The 20,045-nt window shown below is 58.4% G+C and carries 13 protein-coding genes; 2 read left to right on the top strand and 11 right to left on the bottom strand.

Features of this window, described 5'->3' with window-relative positions:
* The first annotated feature begins 4 nt into the window (after window positions 1-4).
* Window positions 5-3,853, top strand: a complete 3,849-nt coding sequence (locus tag CKW38_RS17280) for a hypothetical protein (protein ID WP_095113362.1) — start codon at window positions 5-7, stop codon at window positions 3,851-3,853.
* A gap of 23 nt (window positions 3,854-3,876) precedes the next feature.
* On the opposite strand, the gene CKW38_RS17275 is transcribed toward CKW38_RS17280, so the two are convergent.
* The 10 genes from CKW38_RS17275 to CKW38_RS17230 all read right to left on the bottom strand — a co-directional run bounded on the left by CKW38_RS17275 (window position 3,877) and on the right by CKW38_RS17230 (window position 16,931).
* Window positions 3,877-5,832, bottom strand: a complete 1,956-nt coding sequence (locus CKW38_RS17275; protein ID WP_095113361.1) for an acetoacetate--CoA ligase — start codon at window positions 5,830-5,832, stop codon at window positions 3,877-3,879.
* 136 nt (window positions 5,833-5,968) lie between these two features.
* On the bottom strand, window positions 5,969-6,742 hold the full coding sequence (gene hbdH, locus CKW38_RS17270) for a 3-hydroxybutyrate dehydrogenase (RefSeq protein ID WP_095113360.1): 774 nt from the start codon (window positions 6,740-6,742) through the stop codon (window positions 5,969-5,971).
* A 7-nt stretch (window positions 6,743-6,749) separates the two neighbouring features.
* Window positions 6,750-8,141 (bottom strand): GntP family permease, encoded by a 1,392-nt coding sequence (locus tag CKW38_RS17265; protein ID WP_007912313.1) that lies wholly within the window; start codon window positions 8,139-8,141, stop codon window positions 6,750-6,752.
* A gap of 296 nt (window positions 8,142-8,437) precedes the next feature.
* Window positions 8,438-9,844: a sigma-54-dependent Fis family transcriptional regulator gene (locus CKW38_RS17260; protein ID WP_007912311.1), complete on the bottom strand. Its 1,407-nt coding sequence runs from the start codon at window positions 9,842-9,844 to the stop codon at window positions 8,438-8,440.
* 169 nt (window positions 9,845-10,013) lie between these two features.
* Entirely contained in the window at window positions 10,014-11,588 is a 1,575-nt protein-coding gene (locus CKW38_RS17255) for an ABC transporter ATP-binding protein (protein ID WP_095113359.1), read from the bottom strand.
* A 9-nt stretch (window positions 11,589-11,597) separates the two neighbouring features.
* Entirely contained in the window at window positions 11,598-12,620 is a 1,023-nt protein-coding gene (locus CKW38_RS17250) for an ABC transporter permease (protein ID WP_007912307.1), read from the bottom strand.
* A complete protein-coding gene (locus CKW38_RS17245; RefSeq protein ID WP_007912305.1) occupies window positions 12,620-13,681 on the bottom strand; it encodes a microcin C ABC transporter permease YejB in 1,062 nt (353 codons plus the stop codon). Before CKW38_RS17245 ends, CKW38_RS17250 begins: the two co-directional genes overlap by 1 nt.
* A complete protein-coding gene (locus CKW38_RS17240; protein WP_007912304.1) occupies window positions 13,681-15,549 on the bottom strand; it encodes an extracellular solute-binding protein in 1,869 nt (622 codons plus the stop codon). The genes CKW38_RS17245 and CKW38_RS17240 overlap by 1 nt, the downstream gene beginning before the upstream one ends.
* Before the next feature lie 133 nt (window positions 15,550-15,682).
* Window positions 15,683-15,964, bottom strand: coding sequence for a peptidylprolyl isomerase (locus CKW38_RS17235; protein WP_007912303.1), 282 nt, complete (start codon window positions 15,962-15,964; stop codon window positions 15,683-15,685).
* A gap of 97 nt (window positions 15,965-16,061) precedes the next feature.
* Window positions 16,062-16,931: a triacylglycerol lipase gene (locus CKW38_RS17230; protein WP_095113419.1), complete on the bottom strand. Its 870-nt coding sequence runs from the start codon at window positions 16,929-16,931 to the stop codon at window positions 16,062-16,064.
* 335 nt (window positions 16,932-17,266) lie between these two features.
* On the opposite strand from CKW38_RS17230, the gene CKW38_RS17225 reads away from it, so the two are divergent.
* The gene (locus tag CKW38_RS17225) at window positions 17,267-18,346 is read left to right on the top strand and encodes a hypothetical protein (protein ID WP_095113358.1); all 1,080 of its coding nucleotides are present in this window, start codon (window positions 17,267-17,269) and stop codon (window positions 18,344-18,346) included.
* 55 nt (window positions 18,347-18,401) lie between these two features.
* On the opposite strand, the gene CKW38_RS17220 is transcribed toward CKW38_RS17225, so the two are convergent.
* Complete coding sequence (locus CKW38_RS17220) at window positions 18,402-19,478, bottom strand: 3-deoxy-7-phosphoheptulonate synthase (protein WP_007912298.1); 1,077 nt, start codon at window positions 19,476-19,478, stop codon at window positions 18,402-18,404.
* Window positions 19,479-20,045 lie beyond the last annotated feature (567 nt).

Here is a 20,045-nt window from a genome sequence, read left to right as displayed (position 1 = left end):
CGTGATGTCGTCTGAAAGTTCAGGGAAGTTATTCAAGTCTTACAGCGTTGCCCATCAAGAGCAGCAGCGCCGACAAGCGATTGACGCTGAAGAGCGAGAGGCCGTACTTGCTCAGTTGCGCGATGCAGTCAAAGAGCAAGGTGTTGATCCGGTTTATAGCTGGCAGGGCTACGCCGTTGATGTGCAGGCGGGATCGTCTTTTCATGAGGTTTTTAATCCTGGGCGCGTGCTCTGGAGCAAATTGCTCGACAACGACCGGATTATGAGTGAGCTACGTCGCCATCGTGCGCTTAATACCGTCTTGGTCAGAGTAAATGAAAACGGTGGGGTCGAAGTCTTTCGAAAGGAAACCGGGAAATGGCATGAAGTGGATATCGACAATATCCCCCATCGTACCCGCCTTTATCAAAATGTTCTGCTGGTCGGTGATATCGCCAGTCAGGCTTGTGGATATATCTACGACGCCGATGACGTCAACATTGATCAATGGCTAAAGTTTCACAATTTGCCCGTCCCGCAAACCTTGGTGCAAACCCAGAATCTGATCGGTTACTTCGAATTCAATCCGCAGGTGGATTCGCTCGGCAATTTCTGGGAATTGCTGGATGCAGAAGATCATTCGCTGATCGTGCTGTCTGCCGAACAATGCCGCGCCATACGTTCGGTAACAACGCAACTGGTAGGAGCAGGCCAAAAGCTATTGGACGTTCTGCACCGTAATACCGGACAAACATCCGTCACCGCAGAGAATGCTGACGGATGGATTGTGCGTGTACTTAGCCATGACTATGCGCGTGATCTGGCCGCGGCTTATCTGCAAAAACTGCAGTGGCTGGGTTCGCAGCCGGGAGAGATACCATCAAATCGTGGTCTCGCCAAGTTGTTGGTAACTGCCCTGTTGCTGGATATCGACCCATCGATTGGCGGTAACTCCGTTCGCAAGTCCATCGCAGGCCTGCAGCTTTATGCCCCGAGCAATGTCGGCCGCCAGGCCTCCGTTATTTGCCAGGAGCTACGGGCCTTTTTGGTAGCCAAACAAATGGCATCGGCCGGTTTGGCAGCCGTTGCTGCGCACTTGTTGCTGACGGGCATTGCTCCGGAATTTATGGTCAAGGGTATTCCGTCTTCGCTACTGATGGGATCGGTGGAATGGATGAGTTATTGCCGCGCCGTCGTCTTGGCCGAGTCTGTGAGAAAGGGCGCTGCGCGGGTGATGAGCTATGCGCAAATAGTCGCCTATGGCGAACTGGAGCCACTGGGTGAGGCGCAGATACACCTGCGTGATATGGCGATGATCGGCCCGATGATCGACTGGGCATTGATCAATGATGTGGTGACGTCGTCTGAATTGGCGAATAAGGAAAAGGCCACCACAGAGCGTGCGCTGTCTGCATTTCAGGAGTATGCAGACAACTTCGTTCCGCGCTTCGGGCGGCTGCCGGACAGACGTCTGATCGCAAAAGAAGCGCTGGAAGATGCCGCGCCGTTGTGTGACTTTCTGGAAGAAAAAGTACTTCACCAGCATCCGGGCCTCGGCGCGTCTCCGACGGCCGCCTGCATGATCGATTTGCATATGTCCGGCGATCTGTCTGGAGGGGCTTGGGATCGGCCGGAAATCTTCCCGGATAACGTCTACTCCAATATTCCTTCCTTGCATGCTGGTGTAACCAACTACGAACGGCCCAAACGTCATGACCCTTCGGTTGCGAGTATCCACGAAGAATTTCCACGGCTACGTCGCCTGCGCCCGAATGACCAAGAGTTTCATCGCCAGTTGCGGGTCTATCTGGAAAACCTCAATCGCTCGTTGGTTGCCACGGTGAAACTGGCGCTTTCCAACATGCCTCATAGGGATCTGCAGGCCTTTCTGACAGGCACTGTCACCTTCTTTACCTTCCGCGACCGTGCGATTGAAACTTCGTCGTTTCGCGCCGCCGGACCTTTTACCTTTGAGGTGGACTATGAAACACGCCAAGGCAAGGATGCTGCCACCGGGCGTTTCGGACTATTGATGTGCGTGTCAAATGGTGCGGAGCTGACTGCCTATGAGCTGTTTACGTTGCGGGGCGAACTGGTAAAGAATAATCAGCTTGGTAATGAACTGGTCAGCAGAGGCTTGTTCCAGAAACCCGCCAGACTGGATTTTAAGGGTGATCTGAAGAAACAAGACGAGCCCATCGCTAAAACGTCTTTCAATATTGATTTCTCCAAGTACTTACATGGCGATTCTCCAGACTTCAGTTCAGGATCTGGTCAGGCCATCGCTGAAAAACTGGGCGTGCTGAGCGCTGCTGCCAATCCGATCCAGCTGGACAAGAGTGTTTACAAGAACTTCAGCAATCCACAACTTGTGCGCCTGGCCGACTTCATCATCAATCATCATCCTGTCATCAAGTTTGAAGAACTGGTAGCGGCGGCCACCGAGCCAACGGAACTCGAAGCAGAGCGGGCCAAAGGCGAGAAAATCGCCACTTACTTCGTTGATCTGGCCGTGCCTTTCAAAAAATGTATCGAGGACATATCAACGGGTGAGCACAATCGAGTCGTAGACGGGATCTACGGTTGCCTCATGGATGCCATTGCTTTGGGTGGCGCATTCTATGGCGCCGGTGTCAAAGCCTTGAGCATTTCCGCCAAGGCAGTCTCTGCGGCCGGCAAAGCCGCGCGCGTGACCAAACTAGTGGTGGCAACCTCCGTATCGGCTTTCAATCCGGTGGATGGAGTACCTACGGCGGTGTACGGCGTCGGCAAACTCGTTCACAAGGGATTACTGCGATTCAGCAAGCCTACGCTGGAACTGTTGGGACTGGCCAAATCTCAATTGACCACGTTGCACGGCGGTAATAAAGGCAAGCACCTGATCCGCTCAGCGGATAATGCTTCAATAGCGCATGGTACCTGGCGGCCGAATGCTTCAGCTTCGGACACGCTCACGGTGCTGGCGGCGCGCAATAACTACAAGTGGTATGCACTGGATAGTTTGGGCAAGCCCTGGGGGCCGGCTCTGGGGCATTTCAACTTTACTGCGTCACTTCGGTTGCCGCGTGCCAATCACACCTTGCCCGTCAGTTATACACGACTGTTCATCGAGCAAAGCTTGCCCCGGGCACGGGCAAAAATAGAAAGTGCAATCGGTGTGTTGACCAGCCATGACTACCGGGCTGAGCGCGATGCGCTGATAAAAATATTGATGGGCCAGACCTCCAGCGATGCGGCGAATCGTGTGTTGGATTATCTGCGGTTGGTCAGGGCGGATTTTGCCGGCGTTTCCATGAGCAACTTCTTTCTCGATCCGCTCAAGGAGACGAACGACATCGCTGAGTTTGATGCGCAGGCCTACCAGCAATGGAAGCGCGCCGGTGGGCAGAGTCCGATTCCGTTCATCCAGATCAATACACCCAATATCAATCGACAGTTCATCGATAAGGGCATGAACCACGACGTAGTAGCGGATGATGTGATTCACGAGTTATTTCATGGGGTCGTACAGAACAATGATGTCGGTTATGCCCTGGATGTCGATGGCGTTACCAAGGGTGGGCAACAGCTGGACGTGGCTGCACTGCTTAATCTTGCCTTGGGGCGACTGGCGGTTGCAGATGCCAGCAACGTCTTTCACCCAAGTACCAAAGCCTTTGAAAACGCCGATTCTCTGGCAGTGCTCACCTCGCTCCTCAGCCAGATGAGCACCGATAAAGTGACGTTTGAAAGCAATCTGCGAGTGCTTCGCGCAGCCGTTGACAACAAGGTCGAGGGCACGATTATCGGACCTGTATTGATCAAACTGAACGCCACATCTACACACGATCTGATTGATCCGCCCCTGGCAGATGGCTGGGTCAGACCGGTGTAGTCATCTGGCGCAAATCTGTTGTACTAGATCTCCAGCTCCGGCCGATCCCGAAACTGCTCCAGCGCTTCGGGATTGGCCAGCGCATCGGTGTTCTTCACTGGCCGTCCATGCACCACTTCACGTACAGCCAGTTCGACAATCTTGCCGCTGATGGTGCGCGGAATGTCCGTCACCGCAACGATCTTCGCCGGCACGTGCCTTGGGGTGGTATTGGCGCGGATCACCTGGCGGATGCGTTGTTCCAGCGCCTCATCCAGCGCTAACCCTTCACGCAACCTGACAAACAGCACAACCCGCACATCATCCTGCCACTGCTGACCGATGGCGACGCTGTCCAGCACTTCGGCGACTTTCTCGACCTGGCGATAAATCTCTGCCGTGCCAATGCGCACGCCTCCCGGATTGAGCACGGCGTCGGAGCGGCCATGGATCAGCATCCCGCCGTGCGGCCGTTGCTCGGCGTAATCGCCTTGTGCCCAGACGCCCGGAAAGAGGCTGAAATACGATTGCCGCAGTTTCGTTCCGTCGGGGTCATTCCACAGACCGATCGGCATGGCCGGAAAGTGCCGGATGCAGACCAGTTCGCCTTTTTCGCCAATCACCGGTTGGCCGGCGTCATTCCAGACTTCCACCGCCATGCCCAGGCTCTTGCCCATGATCTCGCCGCGCCGCACCGAGGACAGTGGATTGGCGTTGACGAAGCACGAAACGATATCGGTGCCGCCTGACATCGACGCCAGGCACACATCCGGCTTGAAGTCGCGATAGACGAAATCGTAGCTTTGCGGCGATAACGCCGAACCGGTGCACAGCAGCGTCTTCAGGCTACCGAGGTCATGACTTTCACGGGGTTTCGCACCGCTGCTTTCCAGGGTGGCGAGGAACTTGGGGCTGGTGCCGAACACGCTGATGCGTTCGTCGTCGATCAAGTCGAGCAAACGCTGGTTGTCCGGGTGAAACGGCGAGCCGTCGTAGAGCACCACGGCGCTGCCGACCGCGAGCGCCGAAACCAGCCAGTTCCACATCATCCAGCCGCAGGTGGTGTAGTAGAAAAGTCGATCGCCCGGGCCGAGATCGCAATGCAGGCCGTGTTCCTTGACGTGTTGCAGCAGTACGCCGCCGGTGCTGTGGACGATGCATTTCGGCACGCCAGTGGTGCCGCTGGAATACAACACGTACAGCGGATGACTGAACGGCACCGGGACAAAATCCGCTTCGCCGCCGGCTTGATAGAAGTCATCCCACAAGGTCACTTCGGCGTGAGTCCGGTACGTCTCGACGTGGGCGTGCGGCTGGGCATAAGGCACGATGATCAACTGCCTTAACGTTGGCAGTTGCTCGAGTATTCCGTTGATCTTGTCAGTCTGGTCGATGGTTTTGCCGGCATAGCGATAACCGGCGCAGGTGAGCAGCACCTTGGGTTCGATCTGGCCGAAACGATCAATCACGCCGTGGGTGCCGAAATCCGGCGAGGAGCACGACCAGATCGCGCCGAGGCTGGTGGTGGCCAGCATCGCCACTAGCGTCTGCCAGGTATTCGGCATGCACGCGGCGACACGATCACCGATACCGACGCCGGCGGCCTGCAAACTGGCTTGAAATCCGGCGACATGCTCGGCGAGTTCGGCCCAGGTCAATTGCTCGCGCTGACCGTTCTCCGCCACGCTGATCACCGCCACTGCATCGTCACGCCGGCGCAGCAGGTGTTCGGCGAAGTTCAGCGTGGCGCCGGGAAACCAATCGGCGTCGGGCATGTTTGGGCCTTCGCGCAGCACCGCATCGGGCTGAGTGTGGAAGCGGATATCGAAGAAATCGACAATCGCCTGCCAGAACTCCGCGCGCTGCTCGATGCTCCATTGGTGCAGGGTAGGGTAGTCGTCGAGTTTCAGCGAGTGGCGCTCATTGATCGCACGGCGGAAGGTGTCCATGCGCGAACTAGCGATACGGTTGGCGTCGGGTTGCCAGAGGATGTCGGACATTGGTTGCCTCTTGTTATCGGATTACAAAAATTCCCCTGTAGGAGTGGGCCTGCTCGCGATGGCGGTTTGTCAGTTAACTGTTACGGGGCTGACACACCGCTATCGCGAGCAGGCTCACTCCTACAGGAACGCAGCATTACTGCGCCAACCACCCACCATCAATATTCCACGCCGCCCCACGCACCTGACTGCCAGCTTCGCTGCACAAAAACAACACCAGTTCGCCCAGATGCTGCGGTGTCACGAACTCCAGCGACGGCTGTTTCTCTGCCAGCAAATCATGCTGCGCCTGCTGCGGATCGACACCCTTGGCTGCGCGGTCATCGATCTGTTTCTGCACCAGCGGCGTCAGCACCCAGCCCGGACAGATCGCGTTGCAGGTGACGTTGCTGGTCGCGGTTTCCAGGCCGACCACTTTGGTCAAACCGATCACGCCGTGCTTGGCGGCCACATAAGCCGCTTTGCCGGTGGAGCCGACTTGGCCATGTACCGAGGCGATATTGATGATCCGCCCCCAGCCTTTGGCGCGCATTCCCGGCAGGCTCAAGCGCGTGCTGTGAAACACCGAAGACAGGTTGATGGCAATGATCGAGTCCCAGCGCTCGACGGGGAAATCCTCCACGGCGGCGACATGCTGGATGCCGGCGTTGTTGACCAGAATGTCGACGCCGCCGAACTCGCGCGCGGCGTAATTGATCATGTCGGCAATTTGCGCCGGGTCACTGACATCGGCCGGATGATGGCCGACCTTGCCGCCGAACCGGGCGACTTCGGCGATGACTTTCGATGCATCGCCAAACCCGTTGAGAATCAGATTGGCGCCAGCCTTGGCCAGGCTCAGTGCGATGCCCAGACCGATGCCGCTGGTGGAACCGGTCACCAGGGCGGTCTTGCCGGAAAGAGTCGTCATGAATACCTCACACAATGCCAGTGGCGTAGAAAGTGCCGATCACTACGAAAACCGCCAGGGTCTTGATCAGCGTAATACAGAAAATGTCTTTATAGGCTTCGCGGTGGGTCAGGCCTGTCACCGCAAGCAAGGTGATGACCGCGCCGTTGTGCGGCAGGGTGTCCATGCCGCCACTGGCCATCGCGGCGACGCGGTGCAGCACTTCCAGCGGAATATTCGCGGCGTGGGCCGCACTGATGAACTGCTCGGACATCGCCGCCAGCGCAATGCTCATACCGCCCGACGCGGAGCCGGTGATACCGGCCAAAAGGGTCACGGTGATGGCTTCGTTGACCAGCGGATTGGGGATTTGCTTGAGCCAGTCCGCCAGCACCAGAAAGCCCGGCAGCGACGCGATCACCGCGCCGAAGCCGTATTCCGACGCGGTGTTCATCGCCGCCAGCAATGCACCGCTGACCGCACTTTTGCTACCTTCGGCGAGCTTGCTGCGAATCGCCTGAAAGCCGAATGCCAGCACCATCAGAATGCCGACCAGCAAAGCCGCCTGCACGGCCCAGATCGCCGTCAGTTTGGCGATCTCGGTGGTGACCGGAGCCGCCATGCCCGGCAGCGCGAGGCTGTGGGTCTTGCCGTACCACTGCGGAATCCACTGGGTGAAGAGCAGGTTCATGATGCCCACCGCCAACAACGGCGACAGCGCAAGCCATGGGTTTGGCAGTTTCAGGTCTTCAGCGGTTTCCGGCTCGTTGCGCAATTCAGTGCCGTAGCCTTCGCCAGCGCGTTGGGCCTTGTTGCGTTGACGTTGCAGAAACAGCATGCCGGCGCAGAACACGAAAATTGTACCGATCACGCCCAGCCACGGCGCCGCCCACGCGGTGGTATTGAAGAACGTGCTGGGGATGATGTTCTGGATCTGCGGGGTGCCGGGCAGGGCGTCCATGGTGAACGAGAACGCGCCGAGGGCGATCGTTGCCGGGATCAGCCGCTTGGGAATATTACTCTGGCGGAACATCTCGGCAGCAAACGGGTAAACCGCGAAGACCACCACGAACAGCGACACGCCGCCGTAAGTGAGCAAGGCGCAGACCAGCACGATCACCAGCATCGCCTGTTTGGTGCCCAGCAAGCGAATGGCCGCAGCGACAATCGAGCGGGAGAACCCCGACAGTTCGATCAACTTGCCGAACACGGCGCCGAGCAGGAACACAGGGAAATACAGCTTGATGAACCCGACCATTTTTTCCATGAACACCCCGGTGAACGCGGGAGCGACGGCGGAGGGGTCGGTGAGCAGCACGGCGCCGAGGGCAGCAATCGGGGCGAAGAGGATAACGCTATAGCCACGGTAGGCAGCCAGCATCAGCAGCGCCAGGGCTGCCAAGGCAATGATCACACTCATGGTGTGTCTCTCCAGAATTGTTATTTTTGTGGGTGGAACGGGTGTGGGAGAGGTATTAGCGAGATCTGTGCCAGATATTTAAGGTATTGAAATATATGGATTTTATTGGTTGTGACTAAAGGTTTTCACCGGTTTCGTCTCCTTTTAGAGACTGAGTTAAACCGAAAAGATCGCAGCCTTCGGCAGCTCCTACAGTGCGAACGCGAATTGCCCCTGAAGGAGCTGCCGAAGGCTGCGATCTTTTGCTCTTCAAATAACTGATCTAAAAAAAGAGATTGATGTCTCTTTATAGAGACTCAAGCAATCCCCAGTGCCACCATTTTTTTGTATAACGTCGACCGCCCCAGCCCCAGTCGAGCCGCTGCCTCGGGCACGTTCCCCGCACATTGCGCAAGAGCTGCCTGGATCAGTTGTCGATCAAAACGCTCCCGCGCCTGAGCGAATGTCTCTTCAGCCAGCGCCTCTATCGTCGGTACGGTCGCACGTTCAACCGGCGTCAACGTGCCAATCGCCGCGCGGATATCCTGCTCGGTCAGCATCAAGTCATCACTGAGCAACGCCGCCCGTTCCAGCACATTGCGCAGCTCGCGAATGTTCCCCGGCCAGGCGTGTTGCCCGAGCAGTTCGAGAGCATCACGGTGCAGCTCATGCTGACTGCGCAGCTCTTCAAGGATTGCTTCGCTGAGCGCCGGCAGATCATCGAGACGCTCACGCAATGGCGGCACCTGAATCGGCAACACATTGAGGCGATAGTACAAATCGGCGCGGAACTCACCGCGTTTGATCGCCGCTTGCAGATCGGTCGAGGTGGCGGCAATCACACGCACATCGCTCTGAATCACCTCGTTGGAGCCGACCGGTTCGAACTCCTTTTCCTGCAACACGCGCAGCAGCTTGCTCTGCAAGGGCAGCGGCATGTCGCCAATTTCGTCGAGAAACAGCGTGCCACCCTGGGCAATCTGCAGCTTGCCGGTGCGGCCCTTGCGGTCGGCACCGGTAAAGGCGCCCGGTGCCGTGCCGAAAAATTCTGCCTCCAGCAGTGCCTCGGGAATCGCCGCGCTGTTGATGCTGACAAAGGCTTTGTGTGCCCGTGGCGAGGCACTGTGAATCGCCTGGGCCAGCAACTCTTTGCCAGTGCCGGTCTCGCCGAGCAGCAACACCGGCGACTCGGCGCTGGCACTGCGTCGGGCACGGCGTTTGACTTCGAGGCTGGCGGCGCTGGTGCCGATGAAATGGGCGAAGTTGTACTTGGTCTGTCGGGCGCGCAGCAGAGAACGGGTCGAGGCCAGTTCTTCCTGCATGCTCAAGTAGCGTTTGAGCATCGGCGACAGCGTGCGCAACTCGTCGAACAGGGCAAATCCGATCGCGCCGATCACCGTGCCGGCGTCGTCATGGATCGGCAGGCGCATCACCACCAAAGGCTCTTTTGGCGTGTCTTGCATGTCCAGAAGAATAGGGCGGCCGGTGCGCACCACTTCCCGCAACAAGCTGCCGGGAATCACGCTTTCACAGGGTTTGCCGATCGCGCCTGCTGCCGATTCAAGACCGAAACGCCGGGCGTAACGCTCGTTCATCCAGACGATGTTGGCATCGCGGTCGACAATCACCGTGCCTTCGCTGGACTGCTCGATGATCTCGAACAGCGAACGGATCGCGAGGGTGCGAACCCGTTGGTAGTCCTTGAGGCTTTCGGTGGTGTTCATCTGGCGGCTGGTCCGGAATTTGAGTTGTTGATGCGGGCCTCTTCGCTGGCAAGCCAGCTCCCACAGGGTTCTCGGTCGTTCACACCTGTTGTGTACACCGCAGCCCCTTGTGGGAGCTGGCTTGCCAGCGATGGCCGCGACTCGGTTTCACGTCGATCCCCGATTATGCCTACCCCGGATGCGCCGCCGCCAACAGCTCTTTGGTATACGGATGCTGCGGTGCATCAAACACGTCATGGCTGGCACCACGCTCGACCACTTTGCCATCCTTGATCACGATCATGTCGTGGGCCAGGGCGCGCACCACCGCCAGGTCATGGCTGATGAACAGATAGGTCAGACCGTGTTTTTCCTGAAGCTGGCGGAGCAGGGCGACCACTTGTTTCTGCACCGTGCGATCCAGCGCCGACGTTGGTTCGTCGAGCAGGATCAGTGCCGGTTTCAGCACCAGCGCCCGAGCGATGGCAATGCGTTGGCGCTGGCCACCGGAGAACTCGTGTGGGTAGCGATGGCGACTCTCGGGGTCGAGGCCGACTTCTTTAAGCACGCGGATCACTTGTTCGTCGCATTCATCAGCGCTCGACTCGCAGTGCACTTCCAGGCCTTCGCTGATGATCTGCGCCACTGACATGCGCGGGCTGAGACTGCCGAACGGATCCTGAAACACCACCTGCATTTGCCGGCGCCACGGCCGCATCTGCTTCTGATTGAGGCCGTCGAGCGCCTGGCCCTGAAAGCGGATACCGCCCTCGGAGTCGAGCAAACGCAGGATCGCCTGACCCAGCGTCGACTTGCCTGAGCCGGACTCGCCGACGATGCCGAGGGTCTTGCCACGCTGGATGCTCAGGCTGATGCCATCCACCGCCCGCAGGTATTGCTTGCGCTGAAACAGACCGCCACCGACGACGAACTCAACCTTCAGGTCATCGACCTCCAGCACGTTTTCGCGCTCATCCCGGGGCAGGGCTTCGCCTTCGGGTTCGGCGTTGAGCAGCACGCAGCTGTAAGGATGCTTCGGCTCGGTAAACAGGGTTTCGCAGGGCGCCTGTTCGACGATTTCACCGGCCTTCATCACGCACACGCGTTGGGCAATACTGCGCACCAGATTGAGATCATGGCTGATCAGCAGCAGCGACATGCCCAGGCGTTGCTGCAGGGATTTGAGCAGCAGCAGAATCTTGCGCTGCACCGTCACGTCGAGCGCCGTAGTCGGTTCATCGGCGATCAATAGCTCCGGTTCGCAGGCCAGCGCCATGGCGATCATCACCCGTTGCCGTTGGCCGCCGGAGAGTTGATGCGGGTAAGCCTTGAGGCGTTCCTTGGGTTTCTGGATGCCCACCAGTCCCAGCAGTTCGAGGATCCGCGCCTGCGCCGCTTTGCCGCTGAGGCCACGGTGCAGCAGTAAGGTTTCGCCGATCTGCTTTTCAATGGTGTGCAGCGGATTGAGCGAGGTCATCGGCTCCTGAAAGATCATGGCGATGCGGTTGCCGCGCAACTCGCGCAAGACCTTGGGATCGGCGCCGATCAGTTGCTGTCCGCGATAGCGAATGCTGCCAGTGGTTTGCGCTTCGCTTTCGGGCAGCAATTGCAGAATCGAATGGGCGGTCACCGATTTGCCCGAGCCCGATTCGCCCACCAGCGCCAGACATTCGCCGGGGCGGATGTCCAGACACAGGTCGCGCACCACGTTCTGGCCATGGAAGGCGACGTTGAGGTTACGGATTTCAATCAGGTTGTCAGTCATGGCCACGCTTCATGATCGAGGGTCGAACGCGTCGCGTAACGCTTCGCCGATGAACACCAATAAAGAAAGGATCAGCGCCAAGGTGAAAAACGCTGTCAACCCAAGCCACGGTGCTTGCAGGTTCTGTTTGCCCTGACCGATCAACTCACCCAGCGAGGCGCTGCCGGCAGGCATGCCGAAACCGAGAAAATCCAGCGCAGTAAGGGTGGAAATCGCCCCGGTCAGAATGAACGGCAGGTAGCTCAGTGTCGCATTCATGGCGTTGGGCAGAATGTGCCGGAAGATCACCTTGCGGTCGCTCAGGCCCAGCGCGCGGGCGGCTTTGACGTACTCCAGATTACGTCCGCGCAGAAACTCGGCGCGCACCACATCCACCAGCGCCAGCCATGAGAACAGCGCCATGATCCCCAGCAGCCACCAGAAATTCGGCTCGACGAAACCGGAGAGGATGATCAACAGGTACAACACTGGCAACCCCGACCAGACTTCCAGCACGCGTTGCCCGAGCAGGTCGACCCAGCCGCCGTAGTAGCCCTGCAAAGCCCCGGCGGCGATGCCTATGAGGGCGCTGACAAACGTCAGCATCAAGGCAAACAGAATCGACACCCGTGCGCCGAAAATCACTCGCGCCAGTACATCTCGCGATTGATCGTCGGTGCCCAGCCAGTTGACCGACGTCGGCGGGCTCGGCGCCGGTTTGTTGAGATCGTAGTTTGGTGTGTCGTCACTGAATGGAATCGGTGGGAACAGCAACCAGCCGCCGTCCTTGCGAATCAGCTTCTGCACATAGTCGCTGCGGTAATCGGCCTGGAACGGCAGTTGCCCGCCGAACTCCTGCTCGGTATGCCGCTTGAACACCGGGAAGTACCATTGGCCCTGATAGCTGACGACCAAAGGCTTGTCATTGGCGATCAACTCACCGCCCAGTGTCAGCACAAACAGGCCGATAAACAGCCACAGCGACCACCAGCCACGGCGGTTTTTCTTGAAGCGTTCGAAGCGCCGACGGCCCAACGGCGAGAGCTTGAACATCAGGCGTTCCTCGCGGCGAAATCGATACGCGGATCAACCATCGTGTAACACAAGTCACCGACGAGTTTTATCAGCAGGCCGAAAAGGGTGAAGATGAACAGCGAACCGAACACCACCGGGTAATCCCGCGAAACCGCGGCTTCGTAGCTCATGCGCCCGAGACCGTCGAGGGAGAAGATCACTTCGATCAGCAAGGAACCGGCGAAGAACACGCTGATGAACGCCTGCGGGATGCCTGACACCACCAGCAGCATCGCGTTGCGGAACACATGTCCGTAGAGCACGCGACGTTCGCTCAGACCTTTGGCGCGCGCGGTGACCACGTACTGGCGAGTGATCTCATTGAGAAACGAGTTTTTCGTCAGGATGGTCAGTGTGGCGAAACCACCAATCACCAGCGCCGTGACCGGCAGCACCAGGTGCCAGAAGTAGTCGGCAATCTTGCCGAGAGTCGACAGCGATTCGAAGTTGTCCGAGACCAGGCCACGCACCGGAAACCAGTTCAGCGACGTGCCGCCGGCAAACACCACGATCAGGAACATCGCAAACAGAAACGCTGGCATTGCATAGCCGATGATGATCGCCGTGCTGCTCCAGATATCGAAATGACTGCCATGGTGCACAGCCTTGCGGATTCCCAACGGGATCGACACCAGATAGGTGATCAGCGTCGCCCACAGCCCGAGGGAAATGGTCACCGGCATTTTTTCCAGGATCAGGTCGGTGACCGTCGCGCCACGAAAGAAGCTCTTGCCGAAATCCAGTTGCGCGTAGTTCTTCAACATCAGCCACAAGCGTTCGTGAGCCGGTTTGTCGAAGCCGTACTGTTTTTCGATGTCCTTGATCAGTTGCGGATCGAGACCGCGACTGGCGCGGGAAGTACCGCTCATGGTTTCGCTGGCACCACCGCCGACACTGGCGCCGCCGATCCCTTGCAGGTGGGCGATGGCCTGTTCCACCGGACCGCCGGGCGCGGCCTGGATGATCACGAAATTGACCAGCAGGATGATCACCAGCGTCGGGATGATCAGCAGCAGGCGCCGCAGTATGTAACCCCACATCAGTGCGGTCCTCCGGGTCTGCCACGGGCGATCTTCTCGGCCGTCATCTGTTGATTGGTCAGCGGCGTGCTGCTGATTTCCCACCAGCTCTCGATGGCTTCGTCATTGCTGGCTTGCACCGACGGTATGCCGAAGCGGTTCCACCACACGGTCGAGGTGCCCGGTGGATAGTAGTTGGGAATCCAGTAGTAATTCCATTGCAGCACGCGGTCCAGAGCATGGGCGTAGCGCAGCATGTCGGACTGCGTGGAGGCGCGGATCAGACCGTTGATGAGCGTATCCACGGCAGGGTTTTTCAACACCATGTAGTTGTTCGCGCCCGGGTCGTTGGCCGATGCGGAACCGAAGTAGTTGAGCAACTCGCCTCCCGGCGAAGTGCTGACCGGATAGCCGGTGACGATCATGTCGTAGTCACGACTCATCAGGCGATTGACGTATTGCGAAGAGTCGATGCGGCGAATATTCAGGTCGATGCCGATCTGTTTCAGCGTGCGCTTGTACGGCAGCAGCAAGCGGTCCATGCCGTTCTGGCTGACCAGGAAGGTGAAGGTCAGCGGCTCGCCCTGGGCATTCACCAGTTGATCGCCATCCGGTTTCCAGCCAGCCTGTTCGAGCAATTCGAGGGCCTGTAATTGTTTGTCGCGGATCAGGCCGCTGCCGTCGGTTTTCGGTGCTTCAAAGACTTTGCTGAAGACTTCATCGGGAACCTGACCGCGCAGCGGTTCGAGAATTTTCAGTTCCTGCGCATCGGGCAATTCGCTTGCGGCCAATTGCGTGTTGGAAAAGTAGCTCTGCTGACGGATATACATGCCGCGCATCATCTGCCGGTTGCTCCATTCGAAGTCCCAGAGCATGGCCAGGGCCTGGCGCACGCGGCGATCGGCGAATACAGGTTTTTGCAGATTGAACACAAACCCCTGGGCCGACTGGGGCGCCTCGGTGGCCAGATGCGCTTTTTGCAGGCGTCCGTCGCTCAGTGCGGGGCTGTCGTAGCCGATCGAGTAGCCGGTGGCCGAGAACTCGCGGTTGTAGTCATAAGCACCACCGCGCAGCACTTGCCGGGCGACGTCGGTATCACCGAAGTACTCGATGCTGAAATGATCGAAATTGTAGAGGCCGCGACTGACCGGCAAATCCTTGCCCCACCAGTCGGCGTTGCGCTCAAAGGTGATGCTGCGCCCTGAATCGACTTTGCCGACTCGATAAGGGCCGCTGCCCAGTGGTGGTTCATACCCGCCACCCCCGGCGAAATCGCGGCTCTTCCACCAGTGCTCGGGAAATACCGGCAGGGTCGCGACGTCCAGTGGCAGGGTGCGGTTTTCATTGCTCTTGAAGTCGAAACGCACGGTCAACGGGCCTTCCACTTCGACGCCTTTGACGTCAGCAAACTGGGTGCGATAACGCAGGCTGCCCTGGGTCATCAATAAATCGTAGGTGTAGCGTACGTCTTCGGCGGTAATCGGCTTGCCATCAGCAAAACGTGCCTTGGGATTGATGAAAAATCGCAGCGACAGACCGTCATCCGAGCGCTCCATCTTTTGCGCGACCAGTCCGTAAACCGTGTAAGGCTCATCCAGCGAACGCTGGGCCAGCGGCGAATAGAGCAAACCATCGATCTGGGTGACGCCGATGCCTTTGTCTATATAAGGAAGAACATGATCGAAGTGGCCGATTTCGATGGCCGAGCGGCGCATCGTCCCGCCCTTGGGCGCTTGCAGGTTGGTGTAGTCGAAGTGACTGAAGCCGGCAGGGTACTTGGCGGGTTCGCCATAAACAGTCAGCGCGTGTTGCGGTGCAGCGTTCGCGCCGGTGGCGCCCGTCAGCAGGGCGAGGGCGGTGAGCATCAATGTGGGGAAAACCAGTCGCATCGTCAGCCTTGGAACCGGGAAATCGATAAGCGCAAGTTGTACGCGAGAGGCGCGCCAGTCGCCAGCCGTATGTGTAACTGAAACACAACGGCCCACCAGAAGGCGGGCCGTTGATAAGCAGTCAGGCGACGGATCAGTCCTGACGGCTGGTGACTTCCAGCAGGTGATAACCGAACTGGGTTTTCACTGGACCTTGCACGACGTTGATTGGCGCGCTGAAGACCACGGTGTCGAATTCCTTGACCATCTGGCCAGGACCGAACGAACCCAGATCACCGCCCTGGCGGCTGGACGGGCAGGTTGAGTTGGCTTTGGCAACTTCGGCGAAATCAGCGCCACCTTCGATCTGGGCCTTGAGTTCGTTGCACTTGTCTTCGCTGGAAACCAGGATGTGGCGGGCAGTGGCTTTAGCCATGGGGAAACTCTCCAATCTATTTCAGTAAAGTGTGGAGCCTACCGGATTCAGTGGGCGAATTCTCGGCAAAGTTCCGTTCGATTGTCCGCAGCTTTGCTCAGAGATTCGCGGCGTGCAGACGTTCGGCGTGTTCAACGTACAGTTCAATCGGGTCGGGCAGGGTCGTGATGGGACTGGCCGTGCGGCGCAGGCTGCCCAGATGGTCCAGCGGATAGTCGGAGCGGATAACCTGCCCCAGATGAGAACTGAAGCGACCGACGAAACCGTCATTCTGCTGGGTCTCGGTCATGAAGTATTGCGATAGCGCATGGCAAATGTTCCGGGTCGGATCGAGTGTCGATGGACTGTCAGCCGGCAGGACGCCGCTCCATGAGTAATAACGCACACCATTGACTTGCTCCGCGCCGTGGCCGCCCCAGCTCCCGGGCAACCCTTGAGGAAACTTGTCGTTGAAATCGCCCACGCCTTCGGTAGTCAAGGCATTGAGTGCCGCCAGCGCGTTTTGCGGCAATCTTGCACTGCCACTGAGCAGCGAAAGAAAGTTGCCGAACAGGGTCGCAACATTCTGTGCGACCGCCTCGGGCAGTCGCCCGGGCACCAGTGCCTTGCGCAGAAAGTCGGCCAGCTCCGAACCGTGGTTCGGACCGCTGACAGAAGTCACCGAGGCTACCGCGTGTGGCGCAAGCGCCGCAGCGTATCGGGCAGCCAGTGCGCCCTGGCTGTGTCCGATGAGATTGACTTTTTCGGCACCTGTGCCCCGCAATACACGATCAATCTGTGCAAGCAGTTGTTCACCTCGTATTTCGTTTTTGTGGGTGGCAGAGAGGTGCGGAACAAACACTCGGCTGCCGCCGGCTTTCAGCGCGTTCTTTACGTCATGGAACAGCTCGAAATGACCAATGCGCTCAAATCCGAACAGGCCATGTACCAACAGGACGGGATAACGAGTTGAAGCATTCCGTTGCATGTTCTTACCTTTTTCGCAGAAGTTCATCGGGGAGTACCGAGGCCACTCTAAAACACTCGTCCCGTTGACGAAGTAAGAAGAGGCTTCTCTTGGCCGTTGAATCTGGACTAGGTGCTGTACGAATTTTCAGATACTTATGAAATCCGAATCGGAAGTTGCGGCCATCTTTCGCCCGGTTGATAGCGGTTTTGTGCAGTTTGCCTACCCAGTTGGAGGCCTTTGCCGGGAACCTGCGGCGGATCGGGCTGACATCGAAAATGTGAGAGGGCGGGTTAAATGTTGGCTGTCGACGCCGTCCACCTACACGGCGTTTTTTCCAAGGAATGGAGCCACCAATGCACACGCATGAAGTCGAGTTTTGCTACCGGATGCGTCACCCCGTCAGTCCCTGTGTGGCGAACGAACTGCTGCCAGCGGCAACCCTGGATTGTCTGGAGGGGGCGGTGCTGGACCCTTCTCTTGGCAAGGTCGTTGCCCGTATTGCCCCTTATGCAAACATGACCTGTGGCGATCAGTTGCTGTTGAGTTGGGACGGTCTGGATATAGAGGGCTTTGCTTATCAGCATGAAATGGTTCGTTATGTCAGCGAAGCCCAGGTCGGCAAGGATGTCGTTTTCGTTATCAAAGGCATGCACATCGCGGCGCTGGATGGCGGCTCGCTGGAGGTCTACTGGAAGCTGCTCAGTGCGGGCGCGTCCGTCCCTGCGCTATCTGCACGGGTGCAATTGTCTGTGGGAGATACTCCGCCGCAGTTGCTTGCACCAGTTGTCGAGGGGGCGATAAGGGGAACACTGGATCCGGAGCGAGTGACGGAAGGCACGCTAATCGTGATCCAGCCTTACGCCCGAATGGCGGTGGGGGATCGGGTCAGGTTGCTGTGGGGCGCTGACGCACTGCCCGCAGCGTTCAGCGACAGCTTGAAGGTTGAAGCCTGTGCTGTCGCTGACGTGCTGTCGTTCTGGGTTGACGGGGCGCACATCGCAGCGCATCTCGGTGGCGAAGTGATGGTGAGCTATCGAGTCGAGCAGGCCGGTGGAGCAGTGCGAAAATCCGAGGTGACAAAAATCCTCGTCGCTCCGCTCCTTCGTGGTGAACTGGATGCTCCCGACGTGCTGGAAGCTGAAAATGGCGTGTTGCTGAAAGAGGACTCAGTCGATGGTGTCACCGTCGTGATCGGTAATGCCCAGACGCAGGAAGGTGAGCTGGTTTATCTCAAGTGCGACGGCGATCTTTTCAACCACCGGGATGACCGTGAGATCACTCGGGAGACGGCGGGAAAGCCGCTGATCTTTATCGTGCCACACCGGTTCTGGCGTGAGCACCATGGCACGACCGTGCGTGTGGCCTACACGGTTGAGCGTCTGGACGATGTCAGTCAGGCATCGGCGGTGGCGCAGGTGCAAGTGGAGGCATAGCGGGAACGTGGCCAGCCCTCCGGATTGCACTGAATCTGGAGGGCAAGCCTGGTTGTCAGGCTTTTACCTGTGCCGCCAGGCGTTGTGCGGCGTCAAGGAGCAGGTGTTCCGTTGCGCTGAAACCGAGGCAGCCATCGGTAATCGACACCCCGTAACGCAGGGACTCGCTCAGTGGCTGGCAGCCTTCGAACAGGTGCGATTCAATCATCATGCCGATCAGTGCGCGATCACCTTGCAGGCGTTGCTCGAGCACTTCGTTGAATACGCCTGGCTGGCGCAATGGATCTTTGCCGCTGTTGGCGTGGCTGCAGTCGACCATGATTCGGCCTGGAATCTTCAGTCGGTTCAGGTCAGCGTGGATTTTTGCCACGCTCTCGCGATCATGGTTCGGCCCTTTATGGCCCCCGCGCAATACCAGATGAGTGTCGGGGTTGCCTGGCGTTTGAATGATGGCCGGATGACCTTGGCTGTCGACGCCGAAATGCCGGTGCGGATGGGCTGCCGAACGCATGGCGTCAACCGCAATGGCTGCGCCGCCGTCGGTGCCGTTCTTGAAGCCGACCGGCATGCTCAAACCACTGGCCATCTCTCGGTGAATCTGCGATTCAGTGGTGCGGGCGCCAATGGCCACCCAGCTCAACAGGTCATCGAAGTAGCCGGCGGCCATCGGTTGCAGCAATTCTGTGGCCACCGGCAAGCCGAGACGGATCATTTCCAGCATCAGCTCGCGTGACAGAGTCAGGCCGCCAGCCATGTCATCGCTGCCATCCAGGTGTGGGTCGTAGGCCAGACCTTTCCAGCCGACCGTGGTGCGTGGTTTTTCGACGTAGGCGCGCATCACCAAGAGCATTTCGCCGCTGACTTCTTCAGCCAGTCGAGCGAGTTTGCCCGCGTATTCGAGTGCCGATTGCGGGTCGTGGATGGAGCAGGGGCCAACGATAACCAGCAGTCGCGGATCTTGGCCATTGAGAATGGCACGAACCGCCTGGCGGTGGTTGGTGACTTGCAGGCTTAAGGCATTGCTCAGAGGCAATTGCTGTTTGAGTTGCAACGAGCTGGGCAGACGCAGGGTCAATGCTTCGTTGGCAGGGTTCAGGGTGGACAGTGGCAGAGCAGAAACGGACGAGTTCATATTCGGTCTTCCTGGGCTGGCGGCGGGTTCTTCCCGCGCACTCGGCCCTACTGGGGTGTTCGACAGTTGGCCGTATTGGCTATATGTGTGTGCTTGCCACCTGTAGGTGACCGATCGGAGGCGGCAGGCTGTCCCGAGCGGAAGCTGGTAAATCGCCAGGCGCTAAAGCTGTCGTAACGGTAATAAGTGGCGTAGTTCATTTCGTGAATCCTCAAAGTGTCTGGTGTGTTGCTGAAAAAGTGTGGGGCTGAAAAAACAAAACCCCCGGTCGGGAGGCCGACCGGGGGTTGAGAATTCTCTGGTAGGCGACCCGTTTTTATGGGCGCCGTTTGGGTATCAGGCGCGCCAGTGGCTAAACCAATACCCAAAATAAAAGCTGATCGGAGCGCAAACGTCATTCACCCGGGCAGCCGCAACCGAGCGCAGGGCGCTGGCGGTACGAAGCTGTGAGAGGGCGTTGAGCATGGTCTGTCTCCGATGAATGGGCCGAGCTTACTAGAGGCTGATACGCCTCAGCAATCAGAAATTGCTATCGCCTGATCAACAAAACGCCTATTGCGAGAGTCA

It is taken from the genome of Pseudomonas sp. Irchel 3H7, assembly GCF_900187605.1.
In the GTDB taxonomy this organism is placed as follows: Bacteria; Pseudomonadota; Gammaproteobacteria; order Pseudomonadales; family Pseudomonadaceae; genus Aquipseudomonas.
Note: the sequence above shows the minus strand (reverse complement) of the source record. Positions and strands in the feature narration are given on the sequence as shown.

Coding starts and splice junctions, on each gene's coding strand:
- CKW38_RS17260 (WP_007912311.1), bottom strand. CDS start 9,844: ATGAACACCACCGAAAGCCTCAAGGACTACCAACGGGTTCGCACCCTC.
- CKW38_RS17265 (WP_007912313.1), bottom strand. CDS start 8,141: ATGAGTGTGATCATTGCCTTGGCAGCCCTGGCGCTGCTGATGCTGGCT.
- CKW38_RS17280 (WP_095113362.1), top strand. CDS start 5: ATGTCGTCTGAAAGTTCAGGGAAGTTATTCAAGTCTTACAGCGTTGCC.
- CKW38_RS17220 (WP_007912298.1), bottom strand. CDS start 19,478: ATGAACTCGTCCGTTTCTGCTCTGCCACTGTCCACCCTGAACCCTGCC.
- CKW38_RS17250 (WP_007912307.1), bottom strand. CDS start 12,620: ATGTTCAAGCTCTCGCCGTTGGGCCGTCGGCGCTTCGAACGCTTCAAG.
- CKW38_RS17275 (WP_095113361.1), bottom strand. CDS start 5,832: ATGTCCGACATCCTCTGGCAACCCGACGCCAACCGTATCGCTAGTTCG.
- CKW38_RS17245 (WP_007912305.1), bottom strand. CDS start 13,681: ATGTGGGGTTACATACTGCGGCGCCTGCTGCTGATCATCCCGACGCTG.
- hbdH (WP_095113360.1), bottom strand. CDS start 6,742: ATGACGACTCTTTCCGGCAAGACCGCCCTGGTGACCGGTTCCACCAGC.
- CKW38_RS17225 (WP_095113358.1), top strand. CDS start 17,267: ATGCACACGCATGAAGTCGAGTTTTGCTACCGGATGCGTCACCCCGTC.
- CKW38_RS17255 (WP_095113359.1), bottom strand. CDS start 11,588: ATGACTGACAACCTGATTGAAATCCGTAACCTCAACGTCGCCTTCCAT.
- CKW38_RS17235 (WP_007912303.1), bottom strand. CDS start 15,964: ATGGCTAAAGCCACTGCCCGCCACATCCTGGTTTCCAGCGAAGACAAG.
- CKW38_RS17240 (WP_007912304.1), bottom strand. CDS start 15,549: ATGCGACTGGTTTTCCCCACATTGATGCTCACCGCCCTCGCCCTGCTG.
- CKW38_RS17230 (WP_095113419.1), bottom strand. CDS start 16,931: ATGCAACGGAATGCTTCAACTCGTTATCCCGTCCTGTTGGTACATGGC.